Consider the following 24,304-nt stretch of genomic DNA (forward strand, 5'->3'; position numbering starts at 1 on the left):
TGTCTGGTCAAAGGCCCAGAAGCAGGCAGTGATTGCTCTTGATGCCTATGCAATTACGGGTAATTCCGCCGATCTTGCTGGTTTTCGACGGAACTACTCCATTCTCGATTCCGATCGGCTGGCGCGCGACGAGATAGCATCCGGACATTTCGACCAGAAAGTGGTGGACAAGGCCTTTATTCATGGCAACGTCATGCCGACGGCGAAGCCGGGCATGATTTTCGTGCTGAAGCATTTCTCCGGGGCGCCCTATCTGCATGAAGCACTGGATGCGTGGCGATCCAGTGATGCCGAGATTGCTCAGCTTGCCTTGATTGCCACGGAGCTGGAGCACGCATATGCCGCCGGGACCTTGCCGGTTGAGCAGGCGGCCCTCCAGCGTGGTCGCATTCACACTTTGAATGACTTGATTGAGCCGAAGGCCAACCGGTTTTCGCTCGAAATCGCCCACGGCACCACCTGGATGGGGCGGATGCTGTTTGCTGGGGTGCTGAGTGCAGCCTGCATTGCTGTCCTGTTGTGGCTGGATATGGCGCGCCGCACTCTGGCCAGTCTCCGCGGCAGCGAGGAGCGATACCAGTTGCTGTTCGACAGCGCGGCCGATGCGATCGTGATGGTCGATGAAACCAGCGGACGGATACTCGGCGTCAACCGGATGGCCGAAACGTGGACTGGACGGACTGCGAAGGAATTGGTCGGCGACCGCTTCGTGCACCTGTTCATGCAGTCCATGGCGGGCCAGCAGGCCGGGCGGGCTGCCACCAACGTGCTGCTGGGCGCCGATGGCCAGACCCGCCCGGTGGAAACGCAGACCAGCGTGGCGAACTGGGGCGCCCAACCGGTGCGTCAGGCGATCATCCGCGACATCTCCGAGCGGGTGGTGATGGAGCGCGAGCGCCGGATCGCCGCCGAGGCTCTGGCCAGCATCGCCGAAGGCGTGATCATCGCCGACGCCGGGCGACGGGTGATCTCGACCAATGCGGCGCATACCGAACTCACCGGCTTCACCAGCCAGGCCTTGCAGGGCAGGCGCCTCGACGACAGCCGTCGCCTGCCCGACGGCAAGCCGCTGCCGCAGTCGATCTGGGACAGTGTCAACGCTGGCCACGCCTGGATGGGCGAGGTGCTGAGCATCCGCAGCGACGGCAGCAGCTACCCCGAGCACCTGAGCCTGAGCACGATCCGCGATGCCGATGGCCAGGTGGTCCATTACGTTGCCGTGTTCAGCAACATCCACGAGGCCAAGACGAACCAGCTCCGGCTGGAGCACCTGGCACGGCACGACCCGCTGACCGGGCTGGCCAACCGGGCGGAGTTCGAGCGGTGCTGCGCCGAGGCGATCGCGGTGGCCGAGCGCGAGCGGCTGGCAGTGGTGGTGCTGTTCATCGACCTGGATGCGTTCAAGATCGTCAACGACAGCTACAGCCATGCGATCGGCGACCGCCTGCTGGTCAAGGTGGCCGAGCGGATCCGCCGGCAACTGTCCGAGGGCGACGTGGCCGGGCGCATCGGCGGCGACGAGTTCACCGTGCTGATCCCGCGGCTGATCCTGCGCGAGGACGCGCGGGCCATGGTCAACCGGCTGCTCGCCAGCCTGTGCGAACCACTGCTGGTGGACGATTACGAGATCGTGCTGAGCGCCAGCATCGGCGTGGCCGGCTATCCGCTGGACGGCGACAGCGCGCTGGCGCTGATCGCGAACGCCGACGCGGCGATGTACGCGGCGAAGACCGAGGAGCGCAACGCGTTCCGCTTCTACACGCCGATGATGCACGCCGACACCCGACGGCGCCTGCAACTGGCCACCGAGCTGCGCCAGGCGCTGGCGCGCAACGAATTCCAGCTAGTGTTCCAGCCCAGCGTGGAGCTGCGCACGGGGCGCATCGTGGCGGTGGAGGCGCTATTGCGCTGGCGGCATCCGGAGCGCGGCGAGGTGCTGCCGGGCGAGTTCATCCCGGTGGCGGAGAGCCTGGGCCTGATCCGCCGCATCGACGAGTGGGTGATGCAGACCACCTGCGCTCAGATCCAGGCCTGGGACCTGGCCGGCGTGCCGCCGATCCGCGTGGCGGTGAACATCTCGGCGCGCTGGTTCGGCCACCCGGCCTTCGTCGACGGGGTCAGCCGCACCCTGCAGTCACGGCAGCTGGCGCCCGGCCGCCTGCTGCTGGAGATCACCGAGAGCGCGATGCTGCGGCTGGGCGACGACATCGAGCGCACCATGCAGACCCTGGACGCGCTCGGCATCGCGGTGGCGATCGACGATTTCGGTACCGGCTATTCCTCGATGGCCTACCTGAAGCTGCCGGCGGTGGCCTGCCTGAAGATCGACCGCTCCTTCGTCACTGGCCTGCCGGGTGACAGCAACGACGCGGCGATCACCGGGGCGATGCTGGCGATGGCGAAGAGTCTCGGCCTGACCACCATCGCCGAAGGCATCGAGACCGAGGCACAGCATGATTTCCTGCTGCGCAGCGGTTGCATCGAAGGGCAGGGTTACCTGTATTCCTACCCGTTGCGGCCCGAGGAGGTGCAGCATTTGCTGTGCCCGAGCCAGCCGCCGGTGCCGACACGGTTGAAACTGGTGCCGCCGAAGCGCAGCTGAGCGGACGGTCCCGCGCACGGAACCGCTCCGGCTGCCTTGATGTGCATCAGGGCGTGCGGGCGGGCGGAGCGGGACACTGGATGCAGTCCAGCCAGCCGCGCATGTCCATGTCCAGCAGTCATTCCATCCCCGACGGCAGCAAGTACGTCAGTGCGCAGGGCACCCGCGCGGTCAAGGGCGGCATCCGCCCGAACGCCGCCACCGGCGCGCCGGATGTCGACCGCAAGCCGCCGTGGCTGCGGGTCAAGTTGCCGGGCGGCGCGCAGTACGAGGCGGTGCACGAGATCGTGCGCAGCCACAAGCTGAACACCGTTTGCGCCGAGTCGAAGTGCCCGAACATCGCCGAATGCTGGGGTCGCGGCACCGCCACGCTGATGCTGATGGGCTCGGTGTGCACGCGCGCGTGCAAGTTCTGCTCGGTCAGCACCGGCAACCCGCAAGGCTGGCTCGATCCGCTGGAGCCGTTGCAGGTGGCCGACGCGGTGGCGCTGATGGGGCTGAAATACGTGGTGCTGACCTCGGTCGACCGCGACGACCTCGCCGACGGCGGCGCGGCGCACTACGCCGCCTGCGTGCGGGCGATCCACCAGCGCGCGCCGCAGGCGGCGGTGGAGGCGCTGACCCCGGACTTCGCCGGCAACCACGACGCGGTGGCGACCGTGCTCGACGCCGGCCTGGTCACCTATGCGCAGAACATCGAGACGGTGGAGCGGCTGACCCACTCCGTGCGCGATCCGCGCGCCGGTTATGCGCAGACGCTCGGCGTGCTGGCGTTCGCCAAGCGGCATGCGCCGCGGACGCTGACCAAGACCAGCCTGATGCTGGGCCTGGGCGAGACCGACGCGGAGATCGGGCGTACGCTGGACGACATCCGCGACGCCGGCGTCGACGTGGTCACCCTGGGCCAGTACATGCGGCCCAGCCCGCATCACCTGCCGGTGCAGCGCTTCGTCACGCCGGACGAGTTCCGCCGCTATCGCGAGCTGGCGCTCGGCAAGGGTTTTCTAGAAGCGGTCGCCGGACCGCTGGTTCGTTCGAGTTATCGCGCCGAACGCGTGCTGGAGCACAACAACCTGGGACTGTGACCCGGGCGCGACGGGCCGGTCCATCGCTTCGATGTCCACCGACATCAGGAGGTACCGTCATGTTTCCTTTCATTGCGCATCGTTTCCCCCGCCGCGCGCTGGCCGGGCCGGATTCTGCCGGCGCCGCAGCCGCAGCGGGCCGCATGCCGCCCGCTGCGGAAGCCGGTGAATCCGTGCTGGCGCGGGAGCGGCGCATCGACGACGAACTCGCCCAGAGTTTCCCGGCCAGCGACCCGCCCAGCTGGGTGATGGGCGCGGTGCCGGTGCGGCATTGAGTTTTCACCTGGCTCATCGAGGAGGATGGCATGGACACGACGATGTACCCGCAGTCGACCGCGGAACTGGCGCGCAAGCGTCGCGAACTGGCGCCTGCGCCGCTGGATGCGTTCAAGGCGTTCAGCGCCGCGGTGTTCGCCGACGGCGCGCTGCCGGCCGTCACCAAGCAGCTGATCGCGGTGGCGGTGGCGCATGTCACCCAGTGCCCGTACTGCATCAAGGGGCACACCGCGGGAGCCTTGAAGCAGGGTGCCAGCGAGCAGCAGATCATGGAGGCGATCTGGGTCGCCGCCGAGATGCGCGCCGGTGGCTCCTACGCCCATTCGACGCTGGCCCTGGACGTGATGCAGCACGCGCACGATGCGCACGGAGCCGGCTGAGATGGCCACGCGCTTCACCACGGTGTCGGACAGCATCCTCGATGCGGTGGGCGATACGCCGCTGCTGGAGATCGAGGGCGTCTACGCGAAGATCGAGTTCCTCAATCCCTCCGGCTCGATCAAGGCGCGCATCGCCAAGTACATGATCGAGCGGGCGGAGCGGGAGGGCCTGCTCAAGCCCGGCGACACCATCGTGGAGGCGACCAGCGGCAATACCGGCAACGCGCTGTCGATGGTGGCGGCGGTGAAGGGCTACCGCATGTTGGTGGTGATGCCCGAGGGCATGTCCAGCGAGCGCGTGGCGATCTCGCGGGCGTACGGCGCGGACGTGCTGTTCTGCGGCAACTTCCACGTCAACGAGGCATTGGTGCGTGCGCAGCGGCTCGGCCAGCAGCCGGGCTACTTTTGCCCGGGCCAGTTCGAGTCGGAGTGGAACGTGGAGGAGAACCGGTTGCTGCTCGGGCCGGAGATCCTCGCCCAGCTGCCGCCGGGCCGGCTGCCCGACGCGCTGGTGCTGGGCGTGGGCACCGGCGGCACGCTGATCGGCGTGGGCCAGGCGTTCCGTGAGGCCAACCCGAACGTGCGGCTGTTCGCGATGGAGCCGTCCGAGTCGTGCACGATCCTGTGCGGCGAGATCGCCGCGCATACCATCGAGGGGATTTCCGACGGCTTCGTGCCGGGCATCTTCCAGCGCCACGCCACCCTGGTGAACGAGGTGCTGAGCGTGTCCAGCGCCGACGCGGTGCGCGAGATGAAGCGGCTGGCGCACAGCTACGGGCTGTTCTGCGGCCCCAGTTCCGGCGCGCACCTGCTGGCGGCCAAGCGCGTGCGCGAGAGCTTCCCCGAGCTGAAGACGGTGGTCACGGCGTTCTGCGACGAGGGCGAGAAGTACCTGCACGAGTACTTCATGCAGCCGGCCGCCGTCGAGGTGGGCGCCACGCACTTCCAGTGAAGCGGCGTCGCGTCGCGGATGCCATGCAGGGCGGACACTGTCCGCCACTGCATGACATCGTGGCACGCTTCTTGGCGGGCGTGCCTGCCTACGCACCTGGGCGACCTTGCCGCTGTAGGAGCGCACCCTGTGCGCGATGCTCTTCGTCACGTGGCGGAAAAGCATCGCGCACAGGGTGCGCTCCTACGGGGGGCTACAGCGGTGCGCAGTGGCGGTTCAGCCACTCCAGGTCGGCGTCCTCCAGCAGCGGGCTGAGCGCGGCGCGCACGCTGGCGTGGTAGTCGTCCAGCCAGGCGCGTTCTTCCGGGTTGAGCAGGCCCGGTTCCAGCGCGCGGCGGTCGAACGGACACATCGTCAGCGTCTCGAAGGCGAGGAATTCGCCGAACTCGGTGCGGTCGGCCTCGACCACCACGGCCAGGTTCTCGTGGCGGATGCCGTGCCGGCCGGGCTTGTACAGGCCCGGCTCGATCGAGCTGATCATGCCCGGCTCCAGCGCCACCAGCGCGCCGCCGGCGACCGGCGGACGGATCGACTGCGGGCCTTCGTGCACGTTGAGGAAGTAGCCCACGCCGTGGCCGGTGCCGTGGCCGTAGTCCATGCCGCTGGCCCACAGCGGCGCACGCGCCAGCGCGTCCAGTTGCGGGCCGCTGGCGCCTTTGGGGAAGCGTGCGCGCGACAGTCCGATCATGCCCTTCAGCACCAGGGTGGCGTCGCGGCGCTGTTCCGTCGTGGTTTCGCCCAGCGCCAGCACGCGGGTGATGTCGGTGGTGCCGCCAAGGTACTGGCCGCCGGAGTCGATCAGCAGCAGGCCCTTGGCCTGCAGCGTGCTGTGCGATTCCGGCGTGGCGCGGTAGTGCGGCAGCGCACCGTTCGCCTGGTAGCCGGCGATGGTGGCGAAGCTCTCGCCGACCCAGCCCGGCTGGACCGAGCGTTCCTCGTGCAGCAAGGCGTCGACATCCAGCTCGGTCACCGTCATGCCGGCGGCGAGGCGCTGTTCCAGCCGGCGGAAGCCGCGCACCAGGGCGGCGCCGTCGCGGCGCATCACGTCGCGGATGTGCTCGAGTTCGGCGGCGCTCTTGACCGCCTTGAACGCGGTGCTCGGGTTGGCCGCCTCGATCCGGGTCACGTCTTTCGGGATCGCCGCGGCGATCGCGCTGACCACCCGGCCGCTGTCCAGCAGCAGGCGGTCGTCGGCACCCAGTTCCTGCAGGGTCGAGGTGATCGAGGCGTAGTCGGCGATGGCGATGCCGTCGGCGGCCAGCTTCGCGACCAGCGCGTCGCCGAGCTTGGCGCGACCCACGAACAGGGTGGCGCGGCGGTCCGCCTGCACCAGCAGGTGGGCCAGGAACACCGGGTTGCACTCCACGTCGCTGCCGCGCAGGTTGGTCAGCCAGGCGATGTCGTCGAGGCTGGACAGCAGGTGATGGGTGGCGCCGAGCTTGTGCATCGCCTTGCGCAGGCGGGCCAGCTTGTCGGCGCGCGGGGTGCAGGCCCAGGCCAGCTCGTGCTCGACCACCGGCGCCTGCGGCAGCGCCGGGCGGTCCGTCCAGATCAGGCCGGGCAGGTCCAGGTCGATGCGCAGGGCGCCGCCGGCATCGGCCAGCCGGTGCTCGATCTGACGCTGGGTGGCCACTGCCACGCTGTCGCCGGCCACCGCCAGCACGTCGCCGGCGTGCAGGTGCTGCTGCAGCCACTCCAGGTGTTCGGGCGTGTGCGCCACGCGCAGCTTCATCAGGCTGACGCCACTGCCGGCCAACTGCTGTTCGGCCTGCGCGAAATAGCGCGAGTCGGTCCACAACCCGGCTTGGTCGCGGCCGACGACCAGGGTACCGGCCGAACCGGTGAAGCCGGACAGCCATTCGCGCGCGGCCCAGTGGGTCGGCAGGTATTCGGACAGGTGCGGATCGGCGCTGGGAACGAGCACGGCGGCGACGCCGTGCTGCTGCATGGCCGCGCGCAGGGCGGCGAGACGGGCGGAGACGGGGCTGTTCATCCGGTCATGCTAGCAGGCGGCTTGCGGCGGTTTCATCCGTGGCGGGGGTGCCGGAAATGAACCGATCGCGAGGAATTCCGTACTGCCATCTCGCAGTACGGCGCTTCTGCGGCTAAAATGCCAATTTCCAGCACGGCTGCTTTCCATGACCCCCCTGATTTTCGTCACCGGCGGTGTGGTGTCCTCGCTTGGCAAGGGCATTGCTGCGGCGTCGCTCGCTTCCATTCTCGAGGCGCGTGGTCTTTCGGTCACCATGATGAAGCTCGATCCCTACATCAATGTGGATCCGGGCACGATGAGTCCGTTCCAGCACGGCGAGGTCTACGTGACCGACGACGGCGCCGAGACCGACCTCGACCTCGGCCACTACGAGCGCTTCGTCCACACCCGCCTGACCGGCAAGAACTCGATCACCACCGGCAAGATCTACGAGAGCGTGATCCGCAAGGAGCGCCGCGGCGACTACCTGGGCGCCACCGTGCAGGTGATCCCGCACATCACCGACGAGATCAAGCACTGCATCCACGAGGCCACCCGCGGCTTCGACGTGGCGCTGGTGGAGATCGGCGGCACCGTGGGCGACATCGAGTCGCTGCCGTTCCTGGAGGCGATCCGCCAGCTGCGCATCGAGCACGGCCCGGAGAAGGTGGTGTTCATGCACCTCACCCTGGTGCCGTTCATCAAGGCCGCCGGCGAGATCAAGACCAAGCCCACCCAGCATTCGGTGAAGGAGCTGCGCTCGATCGGCATCCAGCCGGACATCCTGCTGTGCCGCTGCGAGCAGCCGCTGCCCGAAGGCGAGCGGCGCAAGATCGCGCTGTTCACCAACGTGCCGGAAAACGCGGTGATCAGCGCCACCGACGTGGACATCATCTACAAGCAGCCGTTGTGGCTGCACCAGCAGGGCCTGGACGACATCGTGGTGAAGAAGCTCGGCCTCGATGCGAGGCCGGCCGACCTGTCCGCCTGGCAGCGCACGGTCGATGCGGTGGAGCATCCGAAGGACGAGATCACCGTCGCCATCGTGGGCAAGTACGTCGAGCACAAGGACGCCTACAAGTCGCTGGGCGAGGCGCTGCGTCACGGCGGCATCAAGCAGCTGACGCGGGTGAACCTGGACTGGATCGACTCCGAGCAGGTCGAGGCCGAAGGCGCCGCCAAGGTGCTCGGCAAGGCCGATGCGATCCTGGTGCCGGGCGGCTTCGGCAAGCGCGGTTTCGAGGGCAAGGTGCTGGCCGCGAAGTACGCGCGCGAGCACGGCGTGCCGTACTTCGGCATCTGCTACGGCATGCACGCGGCGGTGGTGGATTTCGCCCGCCACGTCGCCGGCCTCGCCGATGCCGACTCCAGCGAGAACGACCGCAACACGCCGAACCCGGTGATCGCGCTGATCACCGAATGGACCACCGCGGCCGGCGAGGTCGAGCAGCGCAGCGACCGCTCCGACCTGGGCGGCACCATGCGCCTGGGCGCGCAGGAGTGCCGCCTCAAGGCCGGCACGCTGGCGCGCGAGCTGTACGGCCAGGACGTGGTGCGCGAGCGCCATCGCCACCGCTACGAATTCAACAACCGTTACCGCCAGCCGTTCGAGGACCTGGGCCTGGTGATCTCCGGCAAGTCGATGGACGACCTGCTGGTGGAGATCGTGGAGCTGCCGCAGCAACGGCATCCGTGGTTCCTCGGCTGCCAGGCGCATCCGGAATTCACCTCCACCCCGCGCGACGGCCACCCGCTGTTCATCGGCTTCGTGCGCGCCGCGCGCGAGTACAAGGCCGTGCGCGACGGCGAGAAGCTGGCCCGGGAGCACGTGGCATGAAGTTGTGCGGCTTTGAAGTCGGCCTGGACCGCCCGCTGTTCCTGATCGCCGGGCCGTGCGTGGTGGAGTCCGAGCAGCTGCAACTGGACACCGCCGGCACGCTGAAGGAAATCACCGGCCGGCTCGGCGTGAACTTCATCTTCAAGTCCAGCTTCGACAAGGCGAACCGTTCCTCCGGCGAGAGCTTCCGCGGACCGGGGCTGGAAGAGGGCCTGCGCATCCTGGGCGAGGTGAGGCGGCAGATCGGCGTGCCGGTGCTCACCGACGTGCACGAATACACGCCGATGGACGAGGTGGCCGCGGTGGTCGACGTGCTGCAGACGCCGGCCTTCCTGTGCCGGCAGACCGACTTCATCCAGAAGGTGGCGCGCGCCGGCAAGCCGGTGAACATCAAGAAAGGCCAGTTCCTGGCGCCATGGGACATGAAGCACGTGGTGGCCAAGGCGAAGGCCGTCGGCAACGACGACATCATGGTGTGCGAGCGCGGCGCCAGCTTCGGCTACAACAATCTCGTTTCCGACATGCGCAGCCTGAGCGTGATGCGCGAAACCGGCTGCCCGGTGGTGTTCGACGCCACCCATTCGGTGCAGTTGCCGGGCGGGCAGGGCGCCAGCTCCGGCGGCCAGCGCGAATTCGTGCCGGTGCTGGCGCGCGCCGCGGTGGCGGTGGGCGTGGCCGGCCTGTTCGCCGAGACGCATCCCGACCCCAGCAAGGCGCTCAGCGATGGCCCGAACGCGTGGCCGCTGGACAAGATGGAGGCGCTGCTGGAAACCCTGCTGGAGCTGGATGCCGTGACCAAGCGGCACCGCTTCCTCGAACAAGACGTGTGACCCGGTAGGAGCCCGCTCGCGGGCGATGCCTTTCTTGCTTTCCAAACCTGGGGCATCGCCCGCGAGCGGGCTCCTACAAGAACGACAACACTTCACCGACGGACGACCATGACCACCCAGATCACCCGCATCCACGCCCGTGAAATCCTCGACTCGCGCGGCAATCCCACGCTGGAAGCCGAAGTCACCCTGGCCGGCGGCGGCTTCGGCCGCGCCGCGGTGCCCAGCGGCGCCTCCACCGGTTCGCGCGAGGCGGTCGAGCTGCGCGACGGCGACAAGTCGCGCTACGGCGGCAAGGGCGTGAAGAAGGCGGTGGCCAACGTCAACGGCGCCATCGCCAGCGCGCTGAAGGGTTTCGATGCGGCCAACCAGGGCGGCCTGGATGCCACGCTGATCAACCTCGACGGCACGCCGAACAAGGGCAAGCTGGGTGCCAACGCGCTGCTCGGCGTCTCGATGGCGGCTGCCCATGCGGTGGCCGCCCAGCGCAAGCAGGCGCTGTGGCAGTACCTGGCGGAAATCAACGGCACCACCGGCAAGCCCGGCGCGCTGCCGGTGCCGATGATGAACATCATCAACGGCGGCGCGCACGCCGACAACAACGTCGACGTGCAGGAGTTCATGATACTGCCGGTGGGCATGCCGAGCTTCGCCGAGGCGCTGCGCGCCGGCGCGGAGATCTTCCATGCGCTGAAGAGCGTGCTGCATGGCCGTGGCCTCAGCACCGCGGTGGGCGACGAGGGCGGTTTCGCGCCGAACCTGCGCTCCAACGTCGAGGCGATCGACACCATCCTCGAGGCGATCGGCAAGACCGGCTACAAGGTCGGCAGCGAGATCCTGCTGGGCCTCGACGCAGCCAGCTCGGAGTTCTACAAGGACGGCAAGTACGACCTGGCCGGCGAAGGCAAGCAGTACAGCTCGGCGCAGTTCGTCGACCTGCTCGCCGGCTGGGCGAAGCAGTACCCGATCGTCACCATCGAGGACGGCATGGCCGAAGGCGACTGGGACGGCTGGAAGCTGCTCACCGATGTGATCGGCGAGCGCGTCCAGGTGGTCGGTGACGACCTGTTCGTGACCAATCCGGCAATCTTCCGCGAGGGCATCGAGAAGAAGATCGCCAACGCGATCCTGATCAAGGTGAACCAGATCGGCACGCTGTCGGAGACGCTAGAGGCGATCGCGATGGCCGACGCGGCGAAGTACGCGGCGGTGATCTCGCACCGCTCCGGCGAGACCGAGGACACCACCATCGCCGACATCGCGGTGGCCACCACGGCGACCCAGATCAAGACCGGTTCGCTGTGCCGCAGCGATCGCGTGGCGAAGTACAACCAGCTGCTGCGCATCGAGGAAGCGCTGGGTTCGGCCGCGCGTTACGCCGGCCGCGACGCGTTCCCCAACCTGACCCGCCTGCCGGGCTGAACGGCCCGGTCGGTCGCCCATGCTGCGCTGGATCGCCCTGGTCCTGCTCCTGCTCCTGATCGGTCTGCAGCTGAAGCTGTGGACCGGCAGCGGCAGCATGCGCGAGGTGGACGTGCTGCGCGTGGCGGTGAAGAAGCAGGCCGACGAGAACGCGAAGCTGCTGCAACGCAACCAGGCGGTCGGCGCCGACGTGCAGGATCTCAAGCATGGCGACCAGGCCGTCGAGGCGCGTGCGCGCACCGAACTTGGCCTGATCAAGCCGGGCGAAGTGTTCTACCAGGTGGTCGAGCAGCCGGCTCGCGCCGGCAGTGCGTTGCCGCCGCCCGCCACGCCTGCCGGATCGCCATGAGCGCGCCGGCGCTGTGGTGCGTGGTGCCGGCCGCGGGGCGCGGCACCCGGGTCGGCGGCGACTGCCCCAAGCAGTACCTGCCGTTGGCCGGACGGCCGCTGATCGCGCACACGCTGGAACGGCTGGCCGCGCATCCGCGGATCGCTGGCCTGCTGGTGACGCTGGTTGCCGGCGATGCGCACTGGGCCGGGATCGACGCGCTCAACGGCAAGCCGGTGCTCACCGCGACCGGCGGGGCCGAGCGCAGCGACTCGGTGCTGGCCGGCATCGACGCCCTGCCGGCGTCGGTGGCGGCGGGCGACTTCGTGCTGGTGCACGACGCCGCGCGACCGTGCGTGCGGCTGGCCGATATCGGCAAGCTGATCGAGCTGGCCGGGGCGACCGACGGCGGCCTGCTCGGCGCGCCGCTGCGCGATACGCTGAAGCGCGCGGACGCCGACGGCCGCAGCCGGCTGACCGAGCCGCGCGACCTGCGCTGGCGCGCGTTCACGCCGCAGATGTTCCGTCGTGGTCAACTGGCGGCGGCACTGCGCGAGGCGGCGCGGCGCGGCATGAACGTCAGCGACGAGGCGATGGCGATGGAGCTGGCCGGCTTCGCGCCGCTGCTGGTCGAGGGCGCCGAGGACAACATCAAGGTGACCACCGCGGCGGATTTCGCGCTGGCCGAGTTCCTGCTTGCGAGGACAGTCGCGTGAGGGCAGCCCCATGAGGATCGGACAAGGTTTCGACGTGCACGCGTTCGGCGAGGGCGACCACGTCACTCTGGGCGGCGTGCGCGTGCCGCATCGCCGCGGCGTGGTGGCGCATTCGGATGGCGACGTGGTGATTCACGCGCTGTGCGACGCGATCTTCGGCGCGCTGGCGCTGGGCGACATCGGCCGGCACTTCCCGCCCACCGACGAGCGCTGGCGCAATGCCGACAGCCGCCGGTTCCTGCGCCACGCGGCGATGCTGATGGCGCAGCACGGCTACGCGCTGGGCAACGCCGACATCACGGTGATCTGCGAAGCGCCCAAGGTGGGGCCGCACGCGCAGGCGATGCGCGAGAACCTGGCGGCCGACCTGGACAGCGAGGTTGGCCGCATCAGCGTGAAGGCCACCACCACCGAGCATCTCGGCTTCTGCGGCCGCGGCGAGGGGATTGCCGCGCAGGCCTGCGTCCTGCTGGAGCACGCGTGACCGAAACGGAGGCTCGCAGCGCCGCCGGCCGGCTGCACGACCGGCTCGAGGCGATCGTCGGACTGCTGCGCCGGCACGACGACGACGGACATCTTCGGGCGGCGGCGTTGCTCGAACTGCGCCGGCAGCTGGACGAGCTGCACCCGGCCGACATCGCCTTCATCCTCGAATCGTTGCCGCTGGACGACCGCCTCGTGGTCTGGCAACTGGTCAAGGCCGACCGTGACGGCGAGATCCTGCTGGAAGTGTCCGACGCGGTGCGCGAATCGCTGATCGCGGACATGGACCGCCAGGAGATCCTCGCCGCGGTCGAACCGCTGGACGCGGACGAACTGGCCGACCTGGTCGAGGACCTGCCCACGGCGGTGCTGCCGGAGCTGATGGCCAGCCTGGACACGCAGCAGCGCGAGCAGGTGCAGTCGGCGCTGTCCTACGCGGACGACCAGGTCGGCGCGCTGATGGATTTCGAGATGGTCACCATCCGCGAAGACGTCAGCCTGGAAGTGGTGCTGCGCTACCTGCGCCGCTGGGACGAGCTGCCCGCGCAGACCGACAAGCTGTTCGTGATCAACCGGGACAACCTGCTCACCGGCGTGCTGCCGCTGCACTGGCTGCTGGTGAATCCGCCGGGGAAGATGGTCGGCGCGGTGATGGCGCCGGACGTCAACACCTTCCACCCCACCGACGACGCGTACGAGGTGGCGCAGGCGTTCGAGCGCTACGACCTGGTGACCGCGCCGGTGGTCGACGAGCGCGGCCACCTGGTCGGCCGCATCGCCATCGACGCGATGGTCGACGTGATCCGCGGGGAGGGCGAGAGCGAGGCGCCCAGCCGTGGCGGCCTGCGCGAGGAGGAGGACATCTTCGCCCCGGTGTGGGCCTCGCTGAAGAACCGCTGGTCGTGGCTGGCGATCAACCTGGTCACCGCGTTCATCGCCTCGCGCGTGATCGGCCTGTTCGAGGGTTCGATCGAACGGCTGGTGGCGCTGGCCGCGCTGATGCCGATCGTGGCCGGCATCGACGGCAACTCCGGCAATCAGACCATCACCATGATCGTGCGCGCGTTGGCGCTGAACCAGATCACCGCCGAAAGCGCGAAGCGGCTGTGGCGCAAGGAACTGACCGTGTCGCTGCTGAACGGGCTGGTCTGGGGCGGGGTGATCGGCGCCGTGGCGTGGCTGCTGTACGACAGCGCTTCGTTGGGCCTGGTGATGACCGCGGCGATGACGCTCAACCTGCTGCTGGCCGCGTTCGCCGGCGTCGGCATCCAGGTGCTGATGACGAAGTTCGGCCGCGACCCGGCGCTGGGCGCTCCAGCGTGCTGATCACCGCGATGACCGACAGCGGCGGTTTTTTATTTTCCTCGGCCTCGCCACCATCTTCCTGATGTAGGAGCCCGCTGGCGGGCGATGCTCCTTCCCCGGGCTTCAGAGCAGGAGCATCGCCCGCCAGCGGGCTCCTACGGCCACCAACAGGATTTCGACGTGCAAGAACTTCCCTACGCCTTCGGCGAACCGCCACTGACCGCCCGGTTGCGCGCCAGCCCCGAGGACTTCCAGGTCGAGGAGATCCTCGGCTACGACGCCGACGGTGCCGGCGAGCACGCCTTGCTGTGGGTGGAAAAGCGCGGCGCGAACACCGACTGGGTCGCGCGCGAGCTGGCGAAATTCGCCGGCGTGCCGCAGGTCGCGGTCGGCTACGCCGGAATGAAGGACCGCCATGCGGTGACCCGGCAGGCCTTCTCGGTGCAACTGGCCGGCAAACCCGACCCGGACTGGTCGGCGTTTCCGCGTGCGGAAGTGAAGGTGCTGGCGGCGACGCGGCATTCGCGCAAGCTGAAGCGCGGCGCGTTGCGCGGCAACCGCTTCGTGCTGGTGCTGCGCGAAGTGCAGGGCGACCGCACGGCGGCCGAACGGGTGCTGGAGCAGATCGCCGCGCGCGGCGTGCCCAACTACTTCGGCGAACAGCGCTTCGGCCGCGAAGGCGGCAACGTGGCGCAGGCGCGGGCGATGTTCGGCGGGCGCCGGGTCGATCGCGACAAGCGCTCGTTCCTGCTGTCGGCGGCCCGCTCGCAGATATTCAACGGTGTGCTGGCGGCACGGGTCGAACGCGGCGCCTGGGACAGCCCGCTGGACGGCGAGATCTGGTCACTGGCCGGCTCACGCTCGTGGTTCGGGCCGGAACCGTTCGACGCCACGCTGGCGGAACGGCTGGCGCGCGGTGACATCCATCCGTCCGGCCCGTTGTGGGGGCAGGGCGAGCCGCCGAGCCAGGGCGAGGCCGGCGCGCTGGAACGCGAGATCGGTGCGGCGAACAGCGATCTGGCCGACGGCCTGGCGGCGGCGCGGATGGAGCAGGAACGCCGTCCGCTGCGACTGCTGCCGAAGGACCTGCGCTGGCACTGGCTGGGCGACGACGCGCTGGAATTGTCGTTCGAACTGCCTGCCGGCGCGTACGCCACGGTGGTCGTGCGCGAGCTGGCCTCATCGACCGCCACTTGAACCGGCGACCGGCGCGATGCGCTGTATGACCTTGCCGTCGCTATCCAGGAAAGTCAGGCTCGGCGTGCCCGTGTCGGGCACCTCCAGCAGCAGTCGTTTGTGCCCGGCGCCATCCATCAGAGCGAGCCTGGCAACACCATCGTCATCGCGCCCGACCCAGATGCGCCGATGCCCTTGCCGGTTCTCCGGGCTGTCGGATACGGTCAAGCCGGCCATACGATCCTCGTGGTCGTACACGCCGAGCAACTGGACGACCTGGTTGGCGTTATAGCGGTCGAACGACAGGCTGCCACCGGAATCCACCACCTCGCCCTTGGCATTGCGATGCCCGCCGAAGATCAGGCCGCCAGTCTCCGAGCCCTCGTCGTTGTAGAACAGCATGCCCGCCTGTGGGCGGTCGAAGGCTTGTTCGTGACCTTTCACGATGATGCCTGGCAGACGAGCGTGGTCGGAGATCACCATGCGCAGCGTGCCGTCGGGCTCGACAATGTTGATGCGTTGCACGTCCAGTGTGTCGAACTTCGTCCGTGAGGCGGCGGCACCCAGGACCGTGACAGCGAATACGGCGGTAAGCAGACCGGAGTAGATCATCAGGAAACGCTGGCCGAGCGGGCGCATGGAAGATCCTCTTTGTGGCGGGATGGTTTGAGCACGCCGAGAAAGTCAGCTCGAGCGTAGCAGGACGATCACCGCGCCGGTGCCACCCAGGGCCGGCCGCGCCGAGGCGAAAGCGATCACGTCGTCGCGTCGGCGCAGCAGGCGGTCGGCAAGGCCCTTCAGCACCGGTCCGGCGGCCTTCGAGCGCAGCCCCTTGCCGTGCACGATGCGCACGCAGCGCAGGCCGCGCTGCTTCGCCTCGGCCAGAAAGGCGGTGATGCTGGCCTGCGCGGCGGCGGCGTTCATCTGGTGCAGGTCGAGGTCGTCCTGCACGCTGAACTGGCCGCGCTTGAGCTGGCGCAGCAGCTTCGGCGGATAACCGTCGCGCAGATAGCCCAGTTCCTCGCCCACCTCGATCGCGGCGGGGTCGAACGCCATGTCCAGCAATTCGCCCGGCACCGCGGCTTCGTCTGCCTCCAGCATGCGTGGATGCGGCGCCGGCCGGGTGGCGGCCGGCGGCGCCGCCACCGGGTCGAGCGGGCGCACGTCGCCGATCGCCTCGCGGAACAGGCGGCTGTCCTCGGCGTCGATCGGGGCGGGCGTGCGGCGCTTCATGCGCCCATGCTACCCAATGGCGCAGCGAGTGAAACCGGCGGCGCGCTCCGGTAGACTTCAGGCAATGAAATGCGCGCCTCGACGGGACCGTCGGCGCGCCTGCAGTCAGCTTTCGACGGAGCGTCATGCGAGTTCTGGTCAGCAACGATGATGGCGTGGATGCCCCGGGCATCCACGTGCTTGCCGAGCGTCTCGGCGAAGTGGCCGAAGTGACGGTGGTGGCGCCGGATCGCGACCGCTCCGGCGCCAGCAATTCGCTGACGCTCGACGCGCCGTTGCGCGTGCTGCCGATGGGCAACGGCTACTACCGCGTGGCCGGCACCCCGACCGATTGCGTGCACCTGGCGCTGTCCGGCCTGCTGGACGAGGAGCCCGACATGGTCGTGTCCGGCATCAACAACTCGGCCAACCTCGGCGACGACGTGATCTATTCCGGCACGGTGTCGGCGGCGATGGAAGGGCGCTTCCTGGGGCTGCCGGCGATCGCGGTGTCGCTGGTCAGCCACGACCACAAGGGCGTGCATTACGACTCGGCGGCGAAGGCGGTGTTGCTGCTGATGCAGCGGCTGCTGGTCGATCCGCTGCCGGCCGACACCATCCTCAACGTCAACGTGCCGGACCGGCCGTGGGCACAGATCGAGGGCTTCGAGGTGACCCGGCTGGGTCGCCGCCATCGTGCCGCGCCGTGCATCGCGCAGACCGATCCGCGCGGCCGGCCGATCTGGTGGATCGGCCCGGCTGGCGAGGTGGACGATGCCGGCCCCGGCACCGATTTCAATGCCGTGCGGCGCGGCTTCGTTTCCGTCACGCCGATCCATGTCGACCTGACCCGGTTCCAGGCGCTGGAGAAAGTGAGCAGCTGGATGCGGCCGCTGAGCGACGCGCTGGCATCCGGCCGGACCAGCAGTGACGAGGCGGCCTGAGCCATGACCGTCTATCCATTGCCTGCCGCGGACCTGAAGGGCGAGGGGATGACCTCGCAACGCGCGCGTGACCGGCTCGTGGCGATCCTGCGGGAAGGCGGCATTCGCGATCCGCGGGTGATCGAGGTGATCCGCAACTTGCCGCGGCACCACTTCATCGACCAGGCGCTGCATTCGCGCGCGTACGAAAACGACGCGCTGCCGATCGGCCACGGCCAGACCATTTCGCAACCGTGGGTGGTGGCGCGCATGACCGAGGCGCTGATCGAGTTCGGCATCCCGCAGAAAGTGCTGGAGATCGGCACCGGTTCCGGCTACCAGGCCGCGGTGCTGGCGGCACTGGTGCCGCAGGTGTTCACGGTGGAACGGATCGAGGCGCTGCTGCGCCAGGCGCGCCGGCGCTTTCGCCAGCTCGGCCTGACCAACCTGCGCTCGCGCTATGACGACGGCAAGCTGGGGTGGGCGGACGAGGCGCCGTTCGACGCGATCATCCTCACCGCCGCCGGCGACACCATCCCCACCCGCATCCTCGACCAGCTCGGCCCCACCGGCGTGCTGGTGGCGCCGGTCGGCTCGCCCAGCCGGCAGACCCTGATCCGCATGCGCGGCGACGGGCAGGGCGATTTCATCCAGGAGGAACTGGGCGCGGTCAGTTTCGTGCCGCTGCTGGGCGGGATCGGCTGATGCGCCTGTTCGGGGCACTTTATGCGCGTGCGCTGACCTGGGCACGCGAGCCGAGGGCGCTGTATTACCTGTCCGGGCTGAGTTTCGTCGAGTCGTTCATCTTCCCGATTCCGCCGGAAGTGATGCTGGCGCCGATGATGCTGGGCAAGCGGCACAAGGCGTTCTTCTTCGCGAACATCAGCCTGTTGTTTTCGCTGCTGGGCGCGCTGGTGGGCTACATGCTGGGCCATTGGGCGTTCCATGCCCTGCGGCCGGTGCTCGGCACGCTGCACCTGCTGGCGCCGATCGAGCAGGGCGTGGCGACCTTGAGCAAGCAGATGGTCGAACATCGCTGGGGCATGTTCGGCGTGCTGATCCTGGCCGCGCTGCAGCCGGTGGTGCCGATGAAGTTCGTCACCTGGGCCTGCGGCATCATCGGCGTGCCGATCCTGCCGTTCCTGGCCTGCATCGGGCTCGGCCGCGGCAAGCGCGTATGGCTGCTGGCGCTGCTGATCCGCCTGTTCGGCGAACGCGCCGAGCATATCCTGCACAAGTACATCGAGTGGATCGGCTGGATCGCGCTGGTGGCGTTGGCCCTACTGCTGGTGTGGTGGTTCTGGCTGCGTTGAGCGGGGTTGCCCCGGCGGGCGGGGTTGCATGAAAAATGCCGCCCGCCTCGGTATGCTGGAACGCATGGACCGATATCTCCCAAGGCTGGCCGTCCTGGCTGCGACCGCGCTGCTCGCCGCCTGCGGCACCCTGCGCAGCTCGGTCGTGGTGGAGCCGGTGGCCGGCAGCAGCTACGGCAACCTTCCGGCCCACGTAGCGCCGACGCCCTCGCGTACGCCGATACCGGGTGGCAGCTACGTAGTGGCGAAGGGCGACACGCTGTACTCGATCGCGTTCCGCAAGGGCGTGGATTTCCGCGACTTGGCACAGTGGAACGGGGTTGCCGCGCCATACACGATCTGGCCGGGACAGAAGTTGACTCTGTCGCCGCCGGCCGGGGCGGCGGTGCCGCACACGGCGGCCATGCCCGGCCATGTGGCCAGTGCTCCGCCGGTCGCAGCTGCATCCGGCCGGGCGGCCAGTCCCTCCCCCGCTGCGGGCGCACCCGTGTTCGAGCCGGTGACGGCGCCTGTTGCGGCGCCCGCCACGCCAGTCGCCAGCGGGTCGGCCGCACCGCCGGCGACCGCCGCGACCATCCCGGGCCACGCCATTGCACCGGCCGCCGTCGCGGCAGCTACCGCCGCGGTGCCGGTCGCCGGTGTGCCGACCGCCCCGCCGGCGACCATGCCGCCCCCGGCACCGGTCGCTGCGGGTGTCTCGCGCGTGGTCAGCGGCGTGCAATGGCGCTGGCCGGCCGATGGCACCGTGATCGGCCGGTTCCGCAGCGGTGACGCGATTCCCGGGATCGGGATCGCCGGCAAGTCGGGCGATCCGGTGCGCGCCGCCGCCGATGGCGTGGTGGTGTACAGCGGCAATGGCCTGGTCGGCTACGGCGAGCTGGTGATCATCAAGCACAACGACAGCTTCCTGTCCGCCTACGGCCACAACCGCAAGCGCCTGGTCAAGGAAGGCCAGCGGGTCAGCATGGGCCAGCAGATCGCCGAGATGGGCTCGACCGGCACCACCCGCGACGAGCTGGAATTCCAGATCCGCAAGGACGGCAATCCGGTCGATCCGCTGGGCTACCTGCCAGGAAAATAAGCTCTTTGTGAATAGTGCGGCCATGGATGGCCGCCCGTGTGATTTTGGCGATCAGGGACGAGCGCTAAAGAATGAACGCGGCGACCACGTGGCGCCCTTCGCCGGCGAGCAGGTTGTAGGTGCGTGCGGCAGCGGCGTTGTCCATGACCTCGATGCCGACGCCCTTGCGCAGGAAACCCGCCATGAACGCCGCTGCCGGGAAGACCTGGCGTTCGCCGGTGCCCAGGATCACCAGTTCCGGCCGCAACGCCAGCAGGGCCTCGACATGGCCGGCGTCCAAGGTACCGGCGGCGGTCACCGGCCAGTCCTCGATCGCCTGGTCGGGCGTCAGCAGGAAGCTCGCGACCAGTTCGCGATCGATCACGGTGATGCCGCGCGCACCGACGCGGCGTATGTAGAGGTAGCCCTCGGGACGTTCGAGCGACAGGTCCATCAGCGTGGCAGGGCGATCTTCGGCTCGTCGGTGTTGCGGCGGAACAGCACCACGACATGGCCGATCTGGTGGATCGGCTCGGCCCCGGTGCCGGTGGTCAGCACGTCGATCTGGGCCTGCCGCTCGTCCTTGTCGCCGCCGGAGAGCTTCACCTTGACCAGTTCGTGGATCTCCAGCGCCAGGCCCAGTTCCTTCACCACGGCCTCGGTGGCGCCCTTGTTGCCAAGCAGGATGACCGGGCTCAGGTCATGGGCGAGGCTGCGCAGGTAGCGGATCTGCGAGGGGGAAAGGGCCATGCGGCGGTGCTCGATTCGCGGTAAATGAACGGCAAAGGGTATCATGCGCCATCCCGTTCCCCAATCGGCGACTGTGACGACATGGCCCGCAGCAAGAGCAGCGCAGTCTGGCTGCGCGAACACTTCAATGACGAATATGTGAAGAAGGCCCAGGCCGAGGGCCAGCGTTCGCGTGCGGTGTACAAGCTGGAGGAACTGATCGAGCGCGACCGCCTGCTGAAGCCGGGCATCAACGTGGTCGACCTCGGCGCGGCGCCGGGCAGCTGGTCGCAGCTGGTGCGCAACCGGCTGGGCGACAGCGGCAAGGTGTTCGCACTGGACATCCTGCCGATGCAGAGCATCGCCGGGGTGGATTTCCTGCAGGGCGATTTCCGCGAAGAAAGCGTGCTGCACGAGCTGGAATCCCGCCTGGAAGGGCTCAGGGTGGATCTTGTGCTGTGCGATATGGCCCCCAATATGAGTGGAGTGGCGCTGGCTGACCAGATCCGGGCCATGGGCCTGGCCGAACTGGCGCTGGATTTCAGTCGGCAGTGGCTCAGGCCGGGCGGCTCGTTCCTGATCAAATTGTTCCAGGGAGTCGGCTTTGATGATTACTTGCGCAGCTTGCGTGCGGACTTCACCCGCGTAACCATGCGTAAACCTAAGGCCTCTCGCGCACGTTCGCGTGAGGTGTACGCGCTGGCGGTGGGGTTCAAGCCAACCGTCGCGCATCCGGGCGAGAACCGTGCATGAATGAAACAGCGAAAAACGTGTTGCTCTGGGTGATCATCGCGGTGGTCCTGTTCACCGTGTTCCAGAGCTTCAACCCGCGCGGCGCGGCCTCGTCCGACCTGCCGTACAGCTCGTTCGTGCAAAGCGTGGACAACGGCAACGTCGCCACCGCCACGATCGGCGCCGACCAGCCGGCCACCATCAGTGGCAAGCTGAAGGACGGCAGCCCGTTCCGCACGGTCGCGCCGATGCTCGGCTTCTCCACCAACGCGGTGGTCAAGCAGATGCAGGACAAGGGCGTCGAGGTCCGCCAGGACCCGTCCGAGGGCTTCTCGCTGATCGGCCTGCTGATCAGCTGGCTGCCGGTGCTGCTGATCGTGGGCGTGTTCATCTGGTTCATGCGCCAGATGCAGTCCGGCGGCGGTGGCCGCGGCGCGATGAGCTTCGGCCGTTCGCGCGCCAAGCTGCAGGGCGAGGACCAGATCAAGGTCAACTTCAGCGATGTCGCCGGTTGCGACGAAGCGAAGGAGGAGGTCGGCGAGCTGGTCGAGTTCCTGCGCGATCCGGGCCGCTTCCAGAAGCTCGGCGGCAAGATTCCGCGCGGCGTGCTGATGGTCGGCCCGCCCGGCACCGGCAAGACCCTGCTGGCCAAGGCGATCGCCGGCGAGGCGAAGGTGCCGTTCTTCTCGATCTCCGGCTCCGACTTCGTCGAGATGTTCGTCGGCGTGGGCGCCAGCCGCGTGCGCGACATGTTCGAGCAGGCCAAGAAGCACGCGCCGTGCATCATCTTCATCGACGAGATCGACGCGGTCGGCCGCCATCGCGGCGCCGGCCTGGGCGGCGGCCACGACGAGCGCGAGCAGACGCTGAACCAGCTGCTGGTCGAGATGGACGGCTTCGAGGGCACCGAAGGCATCATCGTGATCGCCGCGACCAACCGTCCCGACGTGCTGGATCCGGCGTTGCTGCGCCCGGGCCGCTTCGACCGCCAGGTCGTGGTGGGCCTGCCCGACGTGCGCGGCCGCGAGCAGATCCTCAAGGTGCACATGCGCAAGGTGCCGACCGCCAGCGACGTCGACGCGATGACCATCGCGCGCGGCACGCCCGGCTTCTCCGGCGCCGACCTGGCCAACCTGGTCAACGAGGCGGCGCTGTTCGCCGCGCGCGAGAACGCGCGCGAGGTGCGCATGAGCCACCTGGACAAGGCGCGCGACAAGATCCTGATGGGCACCGAGCGTCGCTCGATGGCGATGAGCGAGGACGAGAAGAAGCTTACCGCCTACCACGAGGCCGGCCATGCCATCGTCGGCCGGCTGGTGCCCGAGCATGATCCGGTCTACAAGGTCACGATCATCCCGCGCGGGCGCGCGCTGGGCGTCACCATGTACCTGCCCGAGGGCGACAAGTACAGCATCAACCGCGTGGCGATCCAGTCGCAGCTGTGTTCGCTGTACGGCGGCCGGGTGGCCGAGGAGCTGATTTTCGGTGCCGACAAGGTCACCACCGGCGCCTCCAACGACATCGAGCGGGCCACCAAGATGGCGCGCAACATGGCGACCAAGTGGGGCCTGTCCGACGAACTGGGCCCGATCACCTACGGCGAGGACGAGGACGAGGTGTTCCTGGGCCGTTCGGTGACCCAGCACAAGAGCATCTCCAACGAGACCGCCAGCAAGATCGACGAGGTGGTGCGCGGCATCCTCGACCGTGCCTATGCGCGCAGCAAGGAGTTGCTGACGGCGAACCTCGACAAGCTGCATGCCATGGCCGAGGCCTTGCTGCAGTACGAGACGATCGACGCGCACCAGATCGACGACATCATGGCCGGTCGCGTGCCCGGTCCGCCGGCGGACTGGACCAAGGACGCCTCGGCCGGCACCACGCCGCCGCCTCCGCCGCCGAAGGGCGGTGCGGGCTCGGCCGTGGGCAAGGTGGGCGATCCGGCGCCGCAGAGTCGTACGGGCCTGGACGGCTGAGCGGTAGGCCAGGCTGTTGCCTGATGCAACGATGGAAGAGGGCGGCCATGGGCCGCCCTCCGCACATGGGCGGTCGGCATCGGCTCGACCGGCATCGGCACGACATGATGAAACTCGATGAAGAAATTTTTCAAAAAGGGTTGACGCAGGCGGATGGAGTCTGAATAATTCCGCTTCTTGCTTCACCGCCTCGGTGCCGAGCATCGAAGCGAAGCGGCAAACAAGTTTTTCAGTGCGCCCGTAGCTCAGTTGGATAGAGTACCTGGCTACGAACTAGGTGGTCGGGAGTTCGAATCTCTCCGGGCGCACCATTTTTATTCGGCGAGACGGGGTGCATGCGCCCCGTTTTGTTTTCGACGGAGGTGATGGCTGCCTTGCGTTGAAAACGATGGTTCGGTGTCACAAGGTGTGCTTCGATACGGATTGACTGGGCAAGGTGTCACCCGTAACATTCCAAGGCTCCGGCGGGTCATGTCGGGGTTCGATAACGGGGTATAGCTCAGTCTGGTAGAGCGTTGCGTTTGGGACGCAAAAGTCGGGGGTTCGAATCCCTCTACCCCGACCAGCGACACGTTCTGCTGCAGCGACTGCGCCTGTAGCTCAACCGGATAGAGCATCGGCCTTCTAAGCCGACGGTTGCAGGTTCGAGTCCTGTCTGGCGCACCAGTATCAAACGATGGTGGATGTAGCTCAGCTGGTTAGAGTCCCGGATTGTGATTCCGGTTGTCGTGGGTTCGAATCCCATCATCCACCCCAGTTTCAAACCCAGGTTTCCTGGGCCGTTAGCTCAGTTGGTAGAGCAGTTGACTCTTAATCAATTGGTCGAAGGTTCGAATCCTTCACGGCCCACCAATCTGGCAAAACGCCGATCGCATGCGATCGGCGTTTTGCTTTTTGTGCCGCGTGGCACGACGGCGCCCCGCTGCAGTCCGGAGCGTGTGCGACGGCCTTGGCCATGCGCTTGTGCTGCACGGTGGGGCGACCGTAAAATGGTC

The 24,304-nt window shown here is 68.1% G+C and carries 25 protein-coding genes and 5 tRNA genes; 24 read left to right on the forward strand and 6 right to left on the reverse strand.

All coding sequences use genetic code 11. The annotated features are described in order from the left end of the window. Positions 1-7: 7 nt before the first annotated feature. Positions 8-451 (reverse strand): hypothetical protein, encoded by a 444-nt coding sequence (locus AC3WRN_RS10745; RefSeq protein WP_492622956.1) that lies wholly within the window; start codon positions 449-451, stop codon positions 8-10. A 21-nt stretch (positions 452-472) separates the two neighbouring features. On the opposite strand from AC3WRN_RS10745, the gene AC3WRN_RS10750 reads away from it, so the two are divergent. The 5 genes from AC3WRN_RS10750 (at position 473) to AC3WRN_RS10770 (ending at position 5,295) form a co-directional block, all read left to right on the forward strand. Then, positions 473-2,602: a putative bifunctional diguanylate cyclase/phosphodiesterase gene (locus AC3WRN_RS10750; RefSeq protein ID WP_492622957.1), complete on the forward strand. Its 2,130-nt coding sequence runs from the start codon at positions 473-475 to the stop codon at positions 2,600-2,602. 107 nt (positions 2,603-2,709) lie between these two features. Next, positions 2,710-3,687: a lipoyl synthase gene (gene lipA / locus AC3WRN_RS10755; RefSeq protein ID WP_492622958.1), complete on the forward strand. Its 978-nt coding sequence runs from the start codon at positions 2,710-2,712 to the stop codon at positions 3,685-3,687. A gap of 59 nt (positions 3,688-3,746) precedes the next feature. After that, entirely contained in the window at positions 3,747-3,962 is a 216-nt protein-coding gene (locus AC3WRN_RS10760; protein WP_492622959.1) for a hypothetical protein, read from the forward strand. Positions 3,963-3,992: 30 nt separating this feature from the next. After that, positions 3,993-4,343, forward strand: a complete 351-nt coding sequence (locus AC3WRN_RS10765; RefSeq protein ID WP_068095646.1) for a carboxymuconolactone decarboxylase family protein — start codon at positions 3,993-3,995, stop codon at positions 4,341-4,343. A 1-nt stretch (position 4,344) separates the two neighbouring features. Then, complete coding sequence (locus AC3WRN_RS10770) at positions 4,345-5,295, forward strand: PLP-dependent cysteine synthase family protein (RefSeq protein WP_492622960.1); 951 nt, start codon at positions 4,345-4,347, stop codon at positions 5,293-5,295. A 193-nt stretch (positions 5,296-5,488) separates the two neighbouring features. Here AC3WRN_RS10770 and AC3WRN_RS10775 read toward each other — a convergent pair whose 3' ends face one another. Then, positions 5,489-7,288 carry a M24 family metallopeptidase gene (locus AC3WRN_RS10775; protein WP_492622961.1) on the reverse strand — a complete coding sequence of 600 codons (1,800 nt, stop codon included), beginning with the start codon at positions 7,286-7,288 and terminating at the stop codon, positions 5,489-5,491. Positions 7,289-7,433: 145 nt separating this feature from the next. On the opposite strand from AC3WRN_RS10775, the gene pyrG reads away from it, so the two are divergent. The 8 genes from pyrG (at position 7,434) to truD (ending at position 15,385) form a co-directional block, all read left to right on the forward strand. Then, the gene (pyrG, locus tag AC3WRN_RS10780; protein WP_492622962.1) at positions 7,434-9,104 is read left to right on the forward strand and encodes a CTP synthase; all 1,671 of its coding nucleotides are present in this window, start codon (positions 7,434-7,436) and stop codon (positions 9,102-9,104) included. Beyond that, positions 9,101-9,934, forward strand: a complete 834-nt coding sequence (gene kdsA, locus AC3WRN_RS10785; protein ID WP_068095641.1) for a 3-deoxy-8-phosphooctulonate synthase — start codon at positions 9,101-9,103, stop codon at positions 9,932-9,934. The genes pyrG and kdsA overlap by 4 nt, the downstream gene beginning before the upstream one ends. 108 nt (positions 9,935-10,042) lie before the next feature. Next, positions 10,043-11,356: a phosphopyruvate hydratase gene (gene eno / locus AC3WRN_RS10790; RefSeq protein WP_492622963.1), complete on the forward strand. Its 1,314-nt coding sequence runs from the start codon at positions 10,043-10,045 to the stop codon at positions 11,354-11,356. A 19-nt stretch (positions 11,357-11,375) separates the two neighbouring features. Then, positions 11,376-11,705 carry a cell division protein FtsB gene (ftsB, locus tag AC3WRN_RS10795; RefSeq protein ID WP_068095636.1) on the forward strand — a complete coding sequence of 110 codons (330 nt, stop codon included), beginning with the start codon at positions 11,376-11,378 and terminating at the stop codon, positions 11,703-11,705. Further along, positions 11,702-12,400, forward strand: a complete 699-nt coding sequence (gene ispD / locus AC3WRN_RS10800; protein WP_492622964.1) for a 2-C-methyl-D-erythritol 4-phosphate cytidylyltransferase — start codon at positions 11,702-11,704, stop codon at positions 12,398-12,400. Before ftsB ends, ispD begins: the two co-directional genes overlap by 4 nt. 10 nt (positions 12,401-12,410) lie before the next feature. Further along, positions 12,411-12,884, forward strand: coding sequence for a 2-C-methyl-D-erythritol 2,4-cyclodiphosphate synthase (gene ispF, locus AC3WRN_RS10805; RefSeq protein WP_492622965.1), 474 nt, complete (start codon positions 12,411-12,413; stop codon positions 12,882-12,884). After that, on the forward strand, positions 12,881-14,209 hold the full coding sequence (mgtE, locus tag AC3WRN_RS10810; RefSeq protein WP_492622966.1) for a magnesium transporter: 1,329 nt from the start codon (positions 12,881-12,883) through the stop codon (positions 14,207-14,209). The genes ispF and mgtE overlap by 4 nt, the downstream gene beginning before the upstream one ends. 159 nt (positions 14,210-14,368) lie before the next feature. After that, positions 14,369-15,385 carry a tRNA pseudouridine(13) synthase TruD gene (gene truD, locus AC3WRN_RS10815; RefSeq protein WP_492622967.1) on the forward strand — a complete coding sequence of 339 codons (1,017 nt, stop codon included), beginning with the start codon at positions 14,369-14,371 and terminating at the stop codon, positions 15,383-15,385. On the opposite strand, the gene AC3WRN_RS10820 is transcribed toward truD, so the two are convergent. Together AC3WRN_RS10820 and AC3WRN_RS10825 are read right to left on the reverse strand one after the other, a co-directional pair. Further along, positions 15,368-16,003: a hypothetical protein gene (locus AC3WRN_RS10820; RefSeq protein WP_492622968.1), complete on the reverse strand. Its 636-nt coding sequence runs from the start codon at positions 16,001-16,003 to the stop codon at positions 15,368-15,370. The two genes, truD and AC3WRN_RS10820, sit on opposite strands and share 18 nt — an antisense overlap. 45 nt (positions 16,004-16,048) lie before the next feature. Next, entirely contained in the window at positions 16,049-16,597 is a 549-nt protein-coding gene (locus tag AC3WRN_RS10825) for a Smr/MutS family protein (protein ID WP_492622969.1), read from the reverse strand. A gap of 125 nt (positions 16,598-16,722) precedes the next feature. Between AC3WRN_RS10825 and surE the strand changes: the two genes are divergently transcribed. Genes surE through AC3WRN_RS10845 form a run of 4 tightly spaced genes read left to right on the forward strand, consistent with a single transcriptional unit; the run spans position 16,723 to position 19,893 of the window. Then, positions 16,723-17,520 (forward strand): 5'/3'-nucleotidase SurE, encoded by a 798-nt coding sequence (gene surE / locus AC3WRN_RS10830; protein WP_068095627.1) that lies wholly within the window; start codon positions 16,723-16,725, stop codon positions 17,518-17,520. Positions 17,521-17,523: 3 nt separating this feature from the next. Next, positions 17,524-18,204: a protein-L-isoaspartate(D-aspartate) O-methyltransferase gene (locus tag AC3WRN_RS10835; protein WP_068095626.1), complete on the forward strand. Its 681-nt coding sequence runs from the start codon at positions 17,524-17,526 to the stop codon at positions 18,202-18,204. Next, positions 18,204-18,812 (forward strand): YqaA family protein, encoded by a 609-nt coding sequence (locus AC3WRN_RS10840; RefSeq protein WP_068095625.1) that lies wholly within the window; start codon positions 18,204-18,206, stop codon positions 18,810-18,812. Before AC3WRN_RS10835 ends, AC3WRN_RS10840 begins: the two co-directional genes overlap by 1 nt. A gap of 52 nt (positions 18,813-18,864) precedes the next feature. Beyond that, entirely contained in the window at positions 18,865-19,893 is a 1,029-nt protein-coding gene (locus AC3WRN_RS10845; protein WP_492623003.1) for a peptidoglycan DD-metalloendopeptidase family protein, read from the forward strand. 64 nt (positions 19,894-19,957) lie between these two features. On the opposite strand, the gene AC3WRN_RS10850 is transcribed toward AC3WRN_RS10845, so the two are convergent. Together AC3WRN_RS10850 and AC3WRN_RS10855 are read right to left on the reverse strand one after the other, a co-directional pair. Continuing rightward, the gene (locus AC3WRN_RS10850; RefSeq protein ID WP_068095620.1) at positions 19,958-20,326 is read right to left on the reverse strand and encodes an Mth938-like domain-containing protein; all 369 of its coding nucleotides are present in this window, start codon (positions 20,324-20,326) and stop codon (positions 19,958-19,960) included. Beyond that, entirely contained in the window at positions 20,326-20,622 is a 297-nt protein-coding gene (locus AC3WRN_RS10855; RefSeq protein ID WP_492622970.1) for a YhbY family RNA-binding protein, read from the reverse strand. The genes AC3WRN_RS10850 and AC3WRN_RS10855 overlap by 1 nt, the downstream gene beginning before the upstream one ends. An 81-nt stretch (positions 20,623-20,703) precedes the next feature. Here AC3WRN_RS10855 and rlmE point away from each other — a divergent pair, with 81 nt between their 5' ends. The 7 genes from rlmE (at position 20,704) to AC3WRN_RS10890 (ending at position 24,161) form a co-directional block, all read left to right on the forward strand. Then, complete coding sequence (gene rlmE, locus AC3WRN_RS10860; RefSeq protein WP_068095618.1) at positions 20,704-21,354, forward strand: 23S rRNA (uridine(2552)-2'-O)-methyltransferase RlmE; 651 nt, start codon at positions 20,704-20,706, stop codon at positions 21,352-21,354. Beyond that, positions 21,351-23,309, forward strand: a complete 1,959-nt coding sequence (gene ftsH / locus AC3WRN_RS10865; RefSeq protein ID WP_201028661.1) for an ATP-dependent zinc metalloprotease FtsH — start codon at positions 21,351-21,353, stop codon at positions 23,307-23,309. Before rlmE ends, ftsH begins: the two co-directional genes overlap by 4 nt. 234 nt (positions 23,310-23,543) lie before the next feature. After that, positions 23,544-23,620, forward strand: a tRNA-Arg gene (locus AC3WRN_RS10870). Between the two features lie 177 nt (positions 23,621-23,797). Continuing rightward, positions 23,798-23,874, forward strand: a tRNA-Pro gene (locus AC3WRN_RS10875). 24 nt (positions 23,875-23,898) lie between these two features. After that, a tRNA-Arg gene (locus AC3WRN_RS10880) sits at positions 23,899-23,975 on the forward strand. A 13-nt stretch (positions 23,976-23,988) separates the two neighbouring features. Then, positions 23,989-24,065, forward strand: a tRNA-His gene (locus AC3WRN_RS10885). A 20-nt stretch (positions 24,066-24,085) separates the two neighbouring features. Further along, a tRNA-Lys gene (locus tag AC3WRN_RS10890) sits at positions 24,086-24,161 on the forward strand. The last annotated feature ends 143 nt before the right edge of the window (positions 24,162-24,304 follow it).

This window comes from Rhodanobacter sp. FW101-FHT13A11 (assembly GCF_058790335.1).